The sequence below is a fragment of the Aeromonas sp. 25-248 genome, from assembly GCF_053005425.1.
In genome coordinates, this window is sequence record NZ_JBRKTB010000006.1 from 219,700 (window position 1) to 232,946 (window position 13,247).

Annotated in this window: 15 protein-coding genes; 6 read left to right on the top strand and 9 right to left on the bottom strand. The window is 62.4% G+C overall.

Annotated features, from left to right (window positions below; all coding sequences use genetic code 11):
* Positions 1 to 189: 189 nt before the first annotated feature.
* Positions 190 to 2,040 carry a signal recognition particle-docking protein FtsY gene (ftsY, locus tag ACVDHI_RS11510; RefSeq protein ID WP_447212109.1) on the bottom strand — a complete coding sequence of 617 codons (1,851 nt, stop codon included), beginning with the start codon at positions 2,038 to 2,040 and terminating at the stop codon, positions 190 to 192.
* A 110-nt stretch (positions 2,041 to 2,150) separates the two neighbouring features.
* Here ftsY and rsmD point away from each other — a divergent pair, with 110 nt between their 5' ends.
* Both rsmD and ACVDHI_RS11520 read left to right on the top strand, forming a co-directional pair.
* A complete protein-coding gene (rsmD, locus tag ACVDHI_RS11515; RefSeq protein WP_039040411.1) occupies positions 2,151 to 2,780 on the top strand; it encodes a 16S rRNA (guanine(966)-N(2))-methyltransferase RsmD in 630 nt (209 codons plus the stop codon).
* The gene (locus ACVDHI_RS11520) at positions 2,764 to 3,078 is read left to right on the top strand and encodes a DUF1145 domain-containing protein (RefSeq protein WP_447212110.1); all 315 of its coding nucleotides are present in this window, start codon (positions 2,764 to 2,766) and stop codon (positions 3,076 to 3,078) included. The genes rsmD and ACVDHI_RS11520 overlap by 17 nt, the downstream gene beginning before the upstream one ends.
* Before the next feature lie 33 nt (positions 3,079 to 3,111).
* Here ACVDHI_RS11520 and ACVDHI_RS11525 read toward each other — a convergent pair whose 3' ends face one another.
* Together ACVDHI_RS11525 and fabR are read right to left on the bottom strand one after the other, a co-directional pair.
* The gene (locus tag ACVDHI_RS11525) at positions 3,112 to 3,477 is read right to left on the bottom strand and encodes a YijD family membrane protein (RefSeq protein WP_010672599.1); all 366 of its coding nucleotides are present in this window, start codon (positions 3,475 to 3,477) and stop codon (positions 3,112 to 3,114) included.
* A 19-nt stretch (positions 3,478 to 3,496) separates the two neighbouring features.
* Positions 3,497 to 4,117 carry an HTH-type transcriptional repressor FabR gene (gene fabR / locus ACVDHI_RS11530; protein ID WP_010672598.1) on the bottom strand — a complete coding sequence of 207 codons (621 nt, stop codon included), beginning with the start codon at positions 4,115 to 4,117 and terminating at the stop codon, positions 3,497 to 3,499.
* A 149-nt stretch (positions 4,118 to 4,266) separates the two neighbouring features.
* Between fabR and ACVDHI_RS11535 the strand changes: the two genes are divergently transcribed.
* Complete coding sequence (locus ACVDHI_RS11535; protein ID WP_042015295.1) at positions 4,267 to 5,385, top strand: fatty acid desaturase; 1,119 nt, start codon at positions 4,267 to 4,269, stop codon at positions 5,383 to 5,385.
* A 469-nt stretch (positions 5,386 to 5,854) separates the two neighbouring features.
* Here the strand turns inward: ACVDHI_RS11535 and ACVDHI_RS11540 are convergent, their stop codons facing one another.
* A complete protein-coding gene (locus tag ACVDHI_RS11540) occupies positions 5,855 to 7,108 on the bottom strand; it encodes a phospholipase D-like domain-containing protein (RefSeq protein WP_039040409.1) in 1,254 nt (417 codons plus the stop codon).
* A gap of 75 nt (positions 7,109 to 7,183) precedes the next feature.
* On the opposite strand from ACVDHI_RS11540, the gene ACVDHI_RS11545 reads away from it, so the two are divergent.
* Entirely contained in the window at positions 7,184 to 7,345 is a 162-nt protein-coding gene (locus ACVDHI_RS11545) for a hypothetical protein (protein WP_010672595.1), read from the top strand.
* Between the two features lie 5 nt (positions 7,346 to 7,350).
* Here ACVDHI_RS11545 and ACVDHI_RS11550 read toward each other — a convergent pair whose 3' ends face one another.
* The 3 genes from ACVDHI_RS11550 to tatA all read right to left on the bottom strand — a co-directional run bounded on the left by ACVDHI_RS11550 (position 7,351) and on the right by tatA (position 9,466).
* On the bottom strand, positions 7,351 to 8,772 hold the full coding sequence (locus ACVDHI_RS11550) for a transglycosylase SLT domain-containing protein (RefSeq protein ID WP_447212111.1): 1,422 nt from the start codon (positions 8,770 to 8,772) through the stop codon (positions 7,351 to 7,353).
* Between the two features lie 216 nt (positions 8,773 to 8,988).
* Positions 8,989 to 9,291 (bottom strand): YfcZ/YiiS family protein, encoded by a 303-nt coding sequence (locus ACVDHI_RS11555; RefSeq protein ID WP_010672593.1) that lies wholly within the window; start codon positions 9,289 to 9,291, stop codon positions 8,989 to 8,991.
* Between the two features lie 10 nt (positions 9,292 to 9,301).
* The gene (gene tatA, locus ACVDHI_RS11560) at positions 9,302 to 9,466 is read right to left on the bottom strand and encodes a twin-arginine translocase TatA/TatE family subunit (protein WP_010672592.1); all 165 of its coding nucleotides are present in this window, start codon (positions 9,464 to 9,466) and stop codon (positions 9,302 to 9,304) included.
* A 292-nt stretch (positions 9,467 to 9,758) separates the two neighbouring features.
* Between tatA and ACVDHI_RS11565 the strand changes: the two genes are divergently transcribed.
* Entirely contained in the window at positions 9,759 to 10,736 is a 978-nt protein-coding gene (locus ACVDHI_RS11565) for a LysR substrate-binding domain-containing protein (protein ID WP_010672591.1), read from the top strand.
* A 61-nt stretch (positions 10,737 to 10,797) separates the two neighbouring features.
* Here ACVDHI_RS11565 and ACVDHI_RS11570 read toward each other — a convergent pair whose 3' ends face one another.
* Positions 10,798 to 11,397, bottom strand: coding sequence for a YhgN family NAAT transporter (locus tag ACVDHI_RS11570; RefSeq protein WP_010672590.1), 600 nt, complete (start codon positions 11,395 to 11,397; stop codon positions 10,798 to 10,800).
* Between the two features lie 101 nt (positions 11,398 to 11,498).
* Positions 11,499 to 11,744: a YecH family metal-binding protein gene (locus ACVDHI_RS11575; protein WP_039040405.1), complete on the bottom strand. Its 246-nt coding sequence runs from the start codon at positions 11,742 to 11,744 to the stop codon at positions 11,499 to 11,501.
* Positions 11,745 to 11,952: 208 nt separating this feature from the next.
* Here ACVDHI_RS11575 and ACVDHI_RS11580 point away from each other — a divergent pair, with 208 nt between their 5' ends.
* On the top strand, positions 11,953 to 13,236 hold the full coding sequence (locus tag ACVDHI_RS11580; protein WP_041214291.1) for a dicarboxylate/amino acid:cation symporter: 1,284 nt from the start codon (positions 11,953 to 11,955) through the stop codon (positions 13,234 to 13,236).
* The last annotated feature ends 11 nt before the right edge of the window (positions 13,237 to 13,247 follow it).

Genomic DNA, 13,247 nt, shown 5'->3' on the forward strand with positions numbered 1-13,247 from the left:
GATAAAGCATGGGGCGCTCACTCCCCCGTACCGGCACAACACCTGGATGACAACACCGGTCGCAACCATGCTGCATGTCATCCTTGCCCGGATGAGCCATGCCTGCGCCCTCATAGTGACATACCCCGACCGGAGTCGGGGTATGGAACACGTGCTCGTCACGGCCGGGCCGACTCATGTCAGCCGGATTTATTCTTCGCGGCTGAAGAGCGCCTCGATGAAGTCGTTGGCGACGAACGGGCGCAGATCGTCGATCCCCTCGCCCACCCCGATGTAGCGGATCGGGATCTGGAACTTGTCGGCCACCGCGAAGATGACACCCCCCTTGGCGGTACCGTCCAGCTTGGTGAGGGTGATGCCGGTCAGGCCCACCGCCTCGCTGAACAGCTTGGCCTGGCTCAATGCGTTCTGGCCGGTGCCTGCGTCCAGAGTCAGCATGATCTCGTGGGGCGCCGCATCGTCCAGCTTCTTCATCACCCGCACCACCTTCTTGAGCTCCTCCATCAGGTTGCTCTTGTTCTGCAGGCGGCCGGCGGTATCGGCGATCAGCACGTCAGCCCCGCGGGAGCGGGCTGCCTCGATGGCGTCATAGATGACGGAGGCGGAGTCGGCACCGGTGTGCTGGGCAATCACCGGAATGTTGTTGCGCTGACCCCACACCTGCAGCTGCTCGACGGCGGCAGCACGGAAGGTATCGCCAGCGGCCAGCATCACGCTCTTGCCCTCGGCCTGGAACTGTTTGGCCAGTTTGCCGATGGTGGTGGTCTTGCCGACGCCGTTCACGCCGACCATCAGGATGACGTAAGGCTTCTTGCTGGTGTCGATCACCAGGGGCTGCTCGACCTTGGCCAGCATCTCGCCCATATCCTGTTTGAGCAGACCGTAGAGCGCCTCGGCGTCCTTGAGCTGCTTGCGGTCCGCGTGCTGTACCAGCCCCTCGATGATGCGGGTGGTGGTGTCGACGCCAAGATCGGCGGTCAGCAGCTGGGTCTCCAGCTCTTCGAACAGATCGTCATCGATCTTCTTGCCGCTGAACAGGCCGAAGAAACCGGAACCGATATTCTCCCTGGTACGCACCAGGCTGCGTTTGAGGCGGGCAAAGAAGCCCTCCCGCTGCGGCTTCTCCTGAGTGTCGTCGTCCACCTTGGCGGCCAGTGGCAGAGCGGCCAGAGCGGCGGCCTCAGCCTCCATCGCGGCGACCAGACGCAAATCTTCCGCTCGCTGGGCCTCTTTGGCGACACGAGCTTCCTCGGCAGCCTGAGCTTCGGCGGCAATACGAGCTTCTTCTGCTGCACGGGCTTCGGCAGCGATGCGAGCCTCTTCTACAGCGCGAGCCTCGGCGGCCACACGGGCCTCTTCTGCGGCGCGGGCTTCGGCGGCAATACGGGCTTCTTCTGCGGCACGGGCTTCGGCAGCGATGCGATCCTCTTCCGCAGCGCGGGCTTCGGCGGCCACACGGGCTTCTTCTGCGGCGCGGGCTTCGGCGGCAAGACGAGCTTCTTCCGCAGCGCGAGCCTCGGCGGCAATACGGGCCTCTTCCGCAGCGCGAGCCTCGGCGGCCACACGGGCTTCTTCCGCAGCGCGAGCCTCGGCGGCCACACGGGCTTCTTCTGCAGCACGAGCCTCGGCGGCAATACGGGCCTCTTCTGCAGCGCGAGCCTCGGCGGCAATACGGGCTTCTTCTGCAGCGCCAGCCTCGGCGGCTATACGGGCCTCTTCCAAAGCGCGGGCTTCGGCGGCGACAATGGCTTCTTCTGCGACTTGAGCTTCGGTGGCGATCAAGGCCTCATTGACGATGACGGGCTCAAGCTCGCCCTCCGGCTCTTCCACAACCAGGGGGCCTTCGTCAGGGCCGCTCAGCGGCGCTTCGGGCTTGGCGGCGGGGGCATCAGCCGGGGCAACATCGGCGACAGGCGCGGGAACAGCGGCGGCCTGCGACTCGACTACCGCCGGGGTAGCGTCGGGCGCCTGCGATGGAACGGCCTCAGCCTCTTCTTTCTTGCGGCCGAAACCCAGCCAGGAAAACAAACCTTTTGCCATCTAAAAATACTCACATCAAAGGCTGACTGCTAAGATAGCCGTCCCTCGGCGGGTCGGCATAAAAATGAACCGCCTTATACTATCACTTTATTTTCTGACGACGAAACGCGATGCCCAGAGTGAAATCCAGCCGTAACAGCCCGAGCAAGAGCCCGGCCCCCCAGGGGCGAGCGGGCGTGGTACGAATCATCAGCGGCCAATGGAAGGGGCGCAAACTCCCCGTCAGGGATGTGGAAGGGCTCAGACCCACCACGGATCGCGTCAAGGAGACCATCTTCAACTGGCTGGCTCCCCACGTGCGCGGTACCCGCTGCTTGGATCTGTTCGCCGGCAGCGGCGGGCTGGGGCTGGAAGCCTTGTCCCGCTATGCCGAACAGGTCACCCTGATCGAGATGGACAGAGGCGCCGCCGATCAGCTCAAGAAGAACCTGACGACCCTGGGCAGCAGTCAGGGGCAGGTGATCCAGGCCGATGCCGTGAGCTGGCTGCAAGGCCCGGCCACCCCCTTCGATCTGGTCTTTCTGGACCCACCGTTTCGTCGCGAGCTGCTGCCCCAGGTGTGCGAGCTGCTGGAGCAACGCGGCTGGCTGGCATCCGATGCCCTCATCTATCTGGAGCGGGAAAAAGAGATGGCCGATCTGACGCTGCCCGCCAGCTGGACACTACTCAAGGACAAGCAGGCTGGTCAGGTCTGCTATCAACTCTATGTACGGGAGGTAAACGATGAAGCGGGTGTTTAATCTGTTGGCGATGGGGGTGCTGCTGTTCTTCTGGTTCGGTGTGGCACTCGCCCTGCTGGGCACCCTGCCGGGCAAACTGAACGGCTTTCTGCCGGTGTGCGGCGTCATCGTGATATTGATGCACTGGGTACAGGCCAGCATGATCAAGGCCGCCTGCAAACCCTACTTCGCGGTCACTCGTCTCGAATTCACCCAGGTGCTGATCTTCGGGGTGTTCGGCATGATGGATATCCGCACCAAGCTGCAGGCCATCATAGACGTCAGGAAGAAGGGAGAGACTCCCCCCAGGGCCGACTAGGCCACCCCCGGCCCGACCAGAAGGAGTGATTCGTCACTCCTTTTGCGTTTTTCCGAGGCTGATTCCCAGCTTGATGGAGAGGGCGGCGAGCAGCAGCAGCATGGCAATGAGGGAGAAGAAGTTGCTGCCAAGCTCGGGGTACTGCACCTTGACCAGGGCAGAATGGCCGAACACGCCGATAAAGAAGCAGAGCAGGATGCAACTGGGTGTGTTGCCCACCATGGGCTCATGGCGATAGTGCTGATAGAGCTGGCTGGCCGCCAGCAACAGGGCGATGAGGGGGTAGAAGGAGAAGGGGACGACCGACTCCGTCAAGGCCGACAGGAAGGCATCGCCACAGATACCGATCAGCAGGGCCAGCACCAGGGGCTTCTTCGGAATCGCGTTCGGTTCATGCATGAGGCTGTCCATCCTTGCGTTATGTGAGAGATTCGTGGCGCTTGCGGTTCTGCACCTCGGCACCCATGGCGATCATCCGCAACTGGCTGATGGTGCGCTCCGACAGTGCCTTGCACTCTTCCGGAGTCATGTCGAGGGCGTCTGCACCGGCGCTGAAGACGATGGTCACCATGGCCTCGGCCTGGATATAGGCCTCTTCCCGTGGCGCCTGCGTGGTGGCTTCCAGATAATCGGTCAGCTCGGCGATGAAGTGCTGGATCTCCCGGGCCACCGCCTGACGGAATGCAGCCGAGGTGCCGGAGCGCTCGCGCAGCAGCAGCCGGAAGATGTTCGGGTTGTTTTCGACGAATTCCATGAAGGTCTGCACCGAGGTGCTGATGACGCTGCCCCCACCGGCAATGCGCTGGCGCGCCTGGCGCATCAGTTGGCGCAGGGTCAGCCCTCCCTCGTCCACCAGCGTCAGCCCCAGCTCTTCCATGTCCCGAAAGTGGCGATAGAAGGAGGTCGGCGCTATGCCCGCCTCTCTGGCCACTTCCCGCAGGCTGAGGTTGGAGAAACTGCGGTTGGCGCAGAGTTGACTGAACGCCGCCTCGATCAGCGTACGCCGGGTTTTTTCTTTTTGTTGCGCGCGAATACCCACGAAAACAGTCACCTTGAGATTAGCGAGGCCAGATGATAACCCGAAGGCGGGGCCGGGATCAGGTTTGTCTCCGACTTTTTTACCATTGACCCGCATTCCGGCTCAATGGAGAATAGTGAACAGCTGTTCGCTGAAAGGAGCCGAGTGAAATGGACCGCCCCCCGATCATCATGACCAACACCCTGCTGTTCGCCCTCTCCGGGCTGACGGCACTGATAGCGGTCCCCTGGTATGGACTGAGCCAGGGCTACGACCTCTGGCAGTGGCTCTGCTTCCTGCTGCTGTTCTGCTATTGCGGCATCTCCATCACCGCCGGCTACCACAGGCTCTGGTCCCACAAGGCCTACAAGGCGCACCCGGCCCTGCAATGGATCTTCGCCATCGGAGGCGCGCTCGCCCTGCAGAACTCGGCGCTGCACTGGTCCTCGGATCATCGCCGCCACCACCGCCACGTGGATGACAACCAGAAGGATCCCTACAGTGCGGGTCGCGGCTTCTGGTACTCCCACATCGGCTGGATGCTGCGGGAATACCAGCGCGATACCTACCACGACTACAGCAATGTGCGCGACCTGCAAAACAACCCCGTGGTCGCCTTCCAGCACAGGCACTATCTGACCCTGGCTCTGGTCACCAACATCGGCATTCCGCTGCTGCTCGGCCTCTTGCACGGGGATCTGCTCGGTATGTTGCTGCTGGCCGGGGTGCTGCGCATGGTGATGACCCATCACACCACCTTCTTCATCAACTCCCTGGCCCACATCTGGGGCAGCCAACCGTTCACGGATCGCAACAGCGCCCGGGACAACGGCATCCTGGCCTTCTTCACCTTTGGCGAGGGCTATCACAACTTCCATCACCTGTTCGAGAACGACTACCGCAACGGCATTCAATGGTGGCAGTTCGACCCCACCAAGTGGCTGATCCGCACCGCCGCCTGGTGTGGGCTCGCCAAAGACCTGAGATCCTGCCCGGAGGAACGCATCGAACAGGCCAGGCTGGAGATGCAACTCAAGCGCGCCCAGGCCAGAGTGCACAAGCAGGATGACAGGGAACGCTGGCAGGCACTGCTGCAGGAGGAGTACGACAAGCTGAGCCTGCAGATCCAGCACTACTATGCCAGCCGCAAGTCACTGCTGGAGCAGCGCAAGCGCACAGCCCTCGCACGCTACGACAGGCTCAGGCTGCAACTGGAGTACCGCACGTTGCGAGACGGTTTCCTCGTTGCCAAGCGCAACTGGAGTCGTCTGCTGGCGGGCCTCGCCTGATCGCCGAGACATCACGCAAAAGACCGCCAGCAGGCGGTCTTTTTGATTGGGCAAACGGACGGCGGGCATAAAAAAATGGGGCAACATTCGCATGTCACCCCCTCGCAAATAGCATGTTCCATATTGGGCTCCCGCAACCACGGGGGTCTGTCTGGCATCACGGGTTTCCGCTCCCGATCCGCCTCGCCTGCCGGAGCAATCCGGTTGGCCCATTTCCCCTGTTGCCGTCACCCACACGGCAGACCAGCCGCCGTGTTTGTCCTTGCACTCGAGATACTACGCAGTTAAATAAAATAAAAAACCGCTCTACACGCACCTCTATGCAGTCGAGGCCCCTGGATTGTTACTCCGCTCTTAATATAAATCGATTAAAAACAATACTATACAATCCAGTCCCGTTTTTGGATGGCAAACGTTATCTTCGAAGGCGCACAAGGCTTTGCGAGATCTCGCACAAGGCGGATCCCACTCACAACCAACGGTGCAAAGGTAACCAATCGCTCAATTGCGCCAGCAGCCGCCGCCATGCAGAGGGGGACGCCACCACCGGGTGCACGGCCTGCTGCAACCAGCCATCGATGAGTTGCTGCAACTCGTCGCACAGCGTCGGGCTATGGAGGTGCAGCATCAACTCGGTGTTGAGCATCAGGGAGCGGGGATCCAGGTTGAAACTGCCGAGCAGCGCCTCCTCCTTCCCCATCAGGATCAGCTTGGCATGCAGACTGAACGCCTCCGTCGTCAGCTCGAACAGGGTGATCCCCTGACGCTCGAGCCAGGGGCGGTGACGTCGATAGGCGCCATAGACCAGGGGCACGTCCGTGCTGGCCAGGGAGTTGGTCAGGATCTCGATGTCGACCCCCTGCCGTCGCTGCCCCTTGAGCCGGCGACGCAGCCCCCGAGTCAGGATCAGGTAAGGGCTCACCAACCTCAGGGCCCCCTGATTGCTCGCCAGCATGCGTCCCAGCAGGGGCGCCGTGGTCGGCCGGGCGACCAGCCCCTTGCCGGGGCGATCGAACCAGCACTGCCCTCGCCCGGGATGCCAGCAAAGGGGAACGGGGCACTCATCAAACAGAGTGGCCGGCAGATCATAGGCGGCCGCCATGGCGGGGTCGGTCAGGGTCAGCAGGAAGTCGTTCAGGGCCCGGGTTTCGGCTGGCAGCAAGGGGCGTCTCAACAGGCGACGGACCGGGTGGCTCCAGCGACTGTGCCAGAACAGCGCGAACCCCTGCTCGGCCTGCTGACAGAGGGGGCCGCGGCAGAGCAGATCCAGGTCGATGAAGTGAGGCGGCATCCCCAGCCCGAAGTAACGATCACCGATGTTGCGCCCGCCGATCACCGCCTGGCTGCCATCCACCAGCAGCAGCTTGTTGTGCATCCGGTGGTTGATGCGGCGAAAGCTCAGCACTCCTTCCAGCAGCAAGGTAAGGGGACGCCAGCCCCGCAGCCAGAAGGGGTTGAACAGGCGCACCTCGATGCCCGGTTCCGCCGCCACCGCCTCCAGAAAGCGGTTCTCCCCGCCGTAGAGATCGTCGATGAGCAGTTGCACTACCACTCCGCGCCGGGCCGCCCGCACCAGCTCCGCCAGCAGCAGCTTGCCGCTGCCGTCCTCTTCCCAGCTGTAATACTGGGCGAGGATCCGGTGGCGGGCCTGGCGGATCAACTGGCATCGGGCCTTCAGGGCGGCGCCGGGATCGGCGAGCAAGGCAAACTCGGCGGGGATCAAGGGTCATCTCCCTGTCATCTGGTGGTGGCATAACCCAGACAACCGCCCCGATAGCCCAGTGTCAAGGAGCCGATGATGGAACTGCGCGACCACCCCTCCCTCAGTCAGAGACCCCATGCCAGCCAACCGGATCCCACCCCGGCCAGGCTGTTGATGCCCTGGTACCAGCAGCACCGGGATCTGGGCTGGGAGCCCCTTGCGCAGCATCACGAGGATCCCCTCCCCGGCCAGCATTGACAGGCTCAGGGCTGCACCGCCTCGATGGCCTCTGACTTGCCCTCCAGCTGGGGCAGGCTGAAACGGTAGGCTACGTAGTATTTGTAGATGGTGCCAACGTAGTTGATGGGCCCCTGGCCCACGTCGTTGGCCACCAGCTGCTCCACGTTGCCGAACCAGACGTTCGGATCCAGCCCCTTGTCGGCCGCCTTGGCCTGCAATGCCTGGACACGGTTCGGACCCGCATTGTAGGCGGCCAGGGCGAACAGATGGCGATTGAGCCTGTCCATCCCGGGATCATTGAAGTAGGTGTCCAGGATGAGCCGCATGTAGCGACAGGCCGCCTCCACATTGCCCTCCAGACTGGTGAGTCTGGCGCCTCGGATCCCCACCTCCTTGCCGGTACTCGGCAGCAGTTGCATGATGCCGACGGCCCCCCGGTGAGAGCCGACATTGGGATTGAGCCCCGACTCCTTGTAAGCCAGCGCGGCCAGCATCAGCCAGTCCAGCTGATACTTGTCCGCCTGGGCCTCCAGTACCTTGCGAATGGTCGACAGGCGCCCCAGCGGGTCCGGCGCCAGTATGTTGCTCATGCGATCGCTCTGCGCCAGCAGGCGGCGCAATGTCATGTCACTGTAGAGGGTCCGCTTGCTCGACTCCGAGATGTAGGCGTTCACCGCCTTGAGCAGCTCCGGGCTGTTGTTGCGCAGGGCCCAGGCGCTTCGCCCCTTGTCCCGCAGCGGTATCAGCCTGTGGGACTTGAGGCCGCCAATCATGTCGAGCCAGATCCGCCCCTTGAAGCTGTCGGTGACCGTCAGCGGAATGATCCCGGCTGACACCATCTCCAGCAGGTCCCCGTCCTGCAGGTATTCGGGAACCGTCTCGATGTAGACCGGGGGCAACCCCAGCTCCCGAAACAGCCAGTTGAGCTGGTGGAGGCTCTCGAAATAACTGGAGCTGGCTCGCACCCAGATCCGCCGGCCGGACAGCTGGGTGATGCGATTGAAGGCAGGGAGCTCCCGCTGGCTCACCACCCACTCCTCGATGGGGGCGATCAGCGGCTGGGAGAAGGTCACCTGCTCGCGCCGGGTGGGGGTGACCGTCAGGTTGGCGGCCACCAGATCCCCGCGCCCCTCGGCCAGATAGTCCAGCAGCTTGTCCTGGCGCACCGGGATATAAATGATCTTGAGCTTGAGCTTCTCCTTGGCCAGGTAGGTCTGGTTCAACCAGCGTTCGAATCCCTGAAGCTGATTGACCAGGATGCCGTACTGGGCTCCCTTGTCGAAAAAGAAAAACCCCCGCTCATAGACCACCAGGGCCCTGAGCTCTTTTTTTTGCAGGATGTGTTCGAGATCACCGGCCTGGGGCAGCAACTGCGGCTTGAGATCCGCCGCCAGCAGAGGGAGAGAGCAGAGAGCCAGCAGGGCCCAGATCCATCGCCGCATCATGATGTAACCACCTCGCTGTGGGCCGGTGCGCACCGTCGGGTCTGTCAGAGAAGGCGCCTGCGCCAAGTCATGGGGCGTCGCGGGATCTTCTGCCGATCGGCGCATGCCGGACGGAAAACGGATCGTCCGTGGGATAACTCACTATACAACGCAAAGGGAGGGAAAAAGCGAGGGGCAGAGCAAGACGGCAGGCAAGCCTGCCGTGTCATCACGATCTCAGAGGGAGCGGGCGCGCATCTCGAAGATCAGCTTCTCGGCGGTGCAGGTGAATTGCAGGCGGGCCTTCAGGATCACGCCATCCGGGCCCCGGCTCAGCTCGCTGCTGCTTTTGGCTTCGGCAGTGACCTGCTTGGCCAGCGCCTCGTAAGCCGCAAATTTCTCGCGGGCGTCGGCTTCTGCAGCGGCCTCGATCACCAGCTCCATGACGTCGTCACCTTCGCCGATGATGGTGCCAATTTCGGCGAAACAGCCGCAACTGTCACAGGTCTCGTTCAGTTCCACTTTCTCGTCTACAGACATACGTTCACTCCTACTTATTCCGGATATTGTCATCGTCGCGCAAGGCGTTGCGAAAATCCCTGATGGCAGTGCCCAGATCCTCACCGGCGCCAGCCAGGCGTTTGCTGCCAAACACCACGACGACGACCACGAGCAGGATCAGCAGATGCCAGATATGAATGCCACCCAGTCCCATAGGGAGACTCCTGACTGTTAGATACCTGGAGGTTGTATCAAAAGAAAGCGTATCGATTGTTGGGCAAAATCAAGGCAGGTGCAAGTTGGCGAAAAAATCGCGCAAAAACGGCGACGAGGCGCAAAAAAATACGGCGACCATGGGCCGCCGTATGAGTCGGTGCTACTTGTCCCCTCAACCGCTACATCCTGTACCAGCCGCCACCAGGGCGAGAGACCCGTCGAGCATAGGATCGCCAAGATATGAAAACAAATGGTATATATTCATCTAGGAATTGAAGAGGATTCATATCATGTTGCTGGAACAGCTTGCACGCATAGACCTTAATTTGTTGATAATCCTGCAAGTCTTGCTGGAAGAGCGCAACGGCAGCCGGGCTGCACGCCGTTTGCACCTGAGCCAGTCCGCCGTCAGCAAGGCCCTCGGACGGTTGCGGGAGACCTTTGACGATCCCCTGTTCGTGCGCTCGGCCTACGGGATGGATCCCACTCCGCGCGCCCTGGATCTCCAGCAGCAACTGCAGCCCATACTGCTCTCCCTGGACAACCTGATCCAGCCGCCGGACTTCGATCCCGCCAGCACGGAGCGGGAGTTCGTCATCGCCAGCATGGATAGCGCCTTCACCCTGTTTGCCCCCCTCTACCTGAGCGAACTGAAGCGTCAGGCCCCTGGCATCCGCCTGCGCTACGAGGAGTGGACCGAACACAGCCTGACCGAGATGAGCCAGGGCCAGGTGGATATCGCCTTCACGGTGCGGGAGAACTGCATCAATTCGGATTTTCGCCTCGACACCCTGCCCAACGCCATCTGCCAGCGGTTGCTCACCATCGACGATCTCACCTGCCTGGTGCAGCGGGATCACCCTGCCTTGCAGGAGCCCGAGTGGGATCTCGCCCGTTACCTCGCCTACCCCCACGTGCAGACCTACTGCGAGGGGCGGGATCGCTGGATGCTGGATCACAAGCTGGCGGAGCAGGATCTCTATCGCCGGATCGAGGCGACCGTCCCCTCCTTCGAGGCGGCCCTGCGCATGGGCATGCACTCGGACATGATAGTGACCCTCTCCCGGCTCTATGCCCGCCACGCGACCCAGGTCTATCCCCTGGTGCCGCTGCCGCTGCCCATCGCCCTGGACAGCATCTCCCACCTGCTCATCTGGCATCAGCGCCACGAGGAGGATCCGGGCCATCGCTGGCTGCGGGAGACCCTGCTCGCTCTCATCATGGGCAAGCTGGAAACCTCGGCGGACGGCCCGGCCGCTGCCGCCTGACGCGCAAAAAAAAACGGGGCTCAAGAAGCCCCGTTTCACGTTGACATCAGCATTCGCCCCGTCAGTTCTGACCCGTCACCGCCAGATAGTGGTGCACCCCGTCCAGCAGCATCTGCACCGAGATCATCACCAGAAGCATGCCCATCAGCCGCTCCACCGCGGTGAGTCCTCGCTCACCCAGCAGCTTGTTGAACAGCTCGTAGAACATCAGGATCACGGCGCTGGCCCCCCAGGCCATCAGCAGGGCCAATGACCAGTCCACCATCCGGGTCGGCTCCTGGTTGGCCAGAAGCAGCAGGGAAGCCAGGATGGAGGGGCCCGCAATCATGGGGATGGCCATGGGCACCAGGAAGGGCTCCTCCCCCGCCGCCAGCCCGGTCACGCCACCGGGGCTCGGGAAGATCATCTTGATAGCGATGAGGAAGAGGATGATGCCCCCCGCGATGCTGACCGCCTCCTGACGCAGGTTGAGGAAGCTCAGGATCTGCTGACCTGCGAACAGGAAGCCCATCATGATCACCAGTGAAAACAACAGCTCCCGCAGCATTACCTTGCGTCGACGCTTGGGGTCGACATGGCGCAGGATGGAGAGGAAGACCGGCAGGTTGCCCAGCGGATCCATGATCAGAAACAGCATGACGGCAGCGGAGAATGTGTCCATAGATCGCCCGGGCAGAACCTTTCAACAAGAGGGGAAGGAGGGCGAAATATAACAAAGGTGGCGGGATTCGGCGAGCGCCCCACCGCGCTCGCCGCTGGCGATCATCCGTGGTTGCAGATCTTGTCAGCGCGGGTCTGGAACCCTGACTCCGAGTCGATGAACTTGCCGCGCCTGGCAAGGAAGTCGATCAGGGCGTCAGCGTCCATCTCGCTGGCGCTGCAGGTGTGGAACCGGGCCTCGGCACCGAAGCGCGAGGCGATCGCCGCCCTGAGGCTGGCCCGGGTAAACGGACTCTCCTGCTCCAGCATCATCTCCATCACTTCGTGACCGTGTATCGATTGGGACATCTCGAACCTCTTTAATCATCATGTCAGATGACAATTAAAGCCCGAAGCCCGGAGAGGGTTCTTGATATAGGCCAACAAAACGCCTTTTTTAACGCCAGCGGGCTGGTCGTGAGCGCCGCTTTGTCGATAATGTGGCAACCTGACGGGGGGATGGCTACACTGTCGCCCCTTTTTGCCACCGCAGACAGAAAATAAGGACATTGGCGTCATGCTGTTCCATGGATTGGTCTTCAAACCCTGGCGGATCTGGACCCGTCGCCCGCTCTGGTTGAAGACCCTGCTCGGCATGCTGACCGGGATAGGTCTGGGGCTCTGCTTCAGCGAGCAGGCCCTGCTGCTCAAGCCCATCGGCGTCCTGTTCGTCAACACCATCCAGATGCTGATGGTGCCCCTCATCTTCTGTTCCGTCCTGGCAGGCCTCACTGCCCTGCTCAAGGGCAAGCGGCTCGACCGCATCGCCGGCAAGGCCATCGGCTTCTATCTCTGCTCCACCGCCGTCGCCATCTGCATCGGCCTGATGATGGGCTGGCTGCTGGAACCGGGCATGGGCGCCAATATGGGTCCTTATGAACGGGGCGCCATGGCGCAGCAACCTACCCTGGCCAGCGTGCTGAGCCACCTGGTGCCGCGCAACCCGGTGCAGGCCATGGGCGATGGCAAGATATTGCAGGTGATCGTGTTCGCCGTGGCCCTCGCTCTCGCCCTCAACGCCACCGGGCGACGCGGCCGCCCCGCCATCCTGTTCTTTACCTCTCTGGCGGAGGGAATGTTCAAGCTGACCCAGATGGTGATGGCCCTGGCCCCCTATGGCGTCTGCGCCCTGATGGCCTGGATGACCGGCAAGTACGGCGTCAGCCTGCTGTTGCCGCTGCTCAAGGTGATCGGCGCCGTCTACCTCGGCTGCCTGCTCCACGTGCTTGGCGTCTACAGCAGCCTGCTGCTCCTGATGGCGCGCCTCAACCCGTTGCACTACTTCAAGAGCATCGTCGATGCCCAGGCGGTGGCCTTCACCAGCAGTTCAAGCAGCAGCACCCTGCCCATCAGCCTGGCCTGCGCCGAACGCAGGCTCGGGGTCTCCCCCGCCATCACCGCCAAGGTGCTGCCCATCGGCGCCACCATCAACATGGATGGCACCGCCCTCTATCAGGGGGTCACCGCCCTGTTCGTGGCCCAGGCCTTCGGGGTGGATCTGCATCTGGTGGACTACCTGACCATCATCAGCATCGTCACACTGGCCAGCATCGGCACGGCGGGCACACCCGGTACCGGACTGATGCTGCTGACCCTGACCCTCACAGCCGTGGGACTGCCGCTGGAAGGGGTGGCGCTCATCGCCGGCATAGACCGGATCCTCGACATGGCGCGCACCACGGTCAACGTCTCCGGCGACATCCTGGTCTCCGTGCTCATCGCCCGCAGCGAGAAGGAGCTGGATCTCGCCACCTACCACGATGCCCATGCGGGGGATGACATCGACTTCACCCTGCGCTGAGGGCGCGAGGG

What these genes read in the sequence shown, in the direction of transcription:
- ACVDHI_RS11555 (WP_010672593.1), bottom strand. Translation starts at nt 9,291, where the DNA reads ATGTCTGTAGACGAGAAAGTGGAACTGAACGAGACCTGTGACAGTTGC.
- tatA (WP_010672592.1), bottom strand. Translation starts at nt 9,466, where the DNA reads ATGGGACTGGGTGGCATTCATATCTGGCATCTGCTGATCCTGCTCGTG.
- ACVDHI_RS11570 (WP_010672590.1), bottom strand. Translation starts at nt 11,397, where the DNA reads ATGGACACATTCTCCGCTGCCGTCATGCTGTTTCTGATCATGGATCCG.
- ACVDHI_RS11545 (WP_010672595.1), top strand. Translation starts at nt 7,184, where the DNA reads ATGGAACTGCGCGACCACCCCTCCCTCAGTCAGAGACCCCATGCCAGC.
- ACVDHI_RS11535 (WP_042015295.1), top strand. Translation starts at nt 4,267, where the DNA reads ATGGACCGCCCCCCGATCATCATGACCAACACCCTGCTGTTCGCCCTC.
- ftsY (WP_447212109.1), bottom strand. Translation starts at nt 2,040, where the DNA reads ATGGCAAAAGGTTTGTTTTCCTGGCTGGGTTTCGGCCGCAAGAAAGAA.
- ACVDHI_RS11520 (WP_447212110.1), top strand. Translation starts at nt 2,764, where the DNA reads ATGAAGCGGGTGTTTAATCTGTTGGCGATGGGGGTGCTGCTGTTCTTC.
- ACVDHI_RS11580 (WP_041214291.1), top strand. Translation starts at nt 11,953, where the DNA reads ATGCTGTTCCATGGATTGGTCTTCAAACCCTGGCGGATCTGGACCCGT.
- ACVDHI_RS11565 (WP_010672591.1), top strand. Translation starts at nt 9,759, where the DNA reads ATGTTGCTGGAACAGCTTGCACGCATAGACCTTAATTTGTTGATAATC.
- ACVDHI_RS11575 (WP_039040405.1), bottom strand. Translation starts at nt 11,744, where the DNA reads ATGTCCCAATCGATACACGGTCACGAAGTGATGGAGATGATGCTGGAG.
- rsmD (WP_039040411.1), top strand. Translation starts at nt 2,151, where the DNA reads ATGCCCAGAGTGAAATCCAGCCGTAACAGCCCGAGCAAGAGCCCGGCC.
- ACVDHI_RS11550 (WP_447212111.1), bottom strand. Translation starts at nt 8,772, where the DNA reads ATGATGCGGCGATGGATCTGGGCCCTGCTGGCTCTCTGCTCTCTCCCT.
- ACVDHI_RS11525 (WP_010672599.1), bottom strand. Translation starts at nt 3,477, where the DNA reads ATGCATGAACCGAACGCGATTCCGAAGAAGCCCCTGGTGCTGGCCCTG.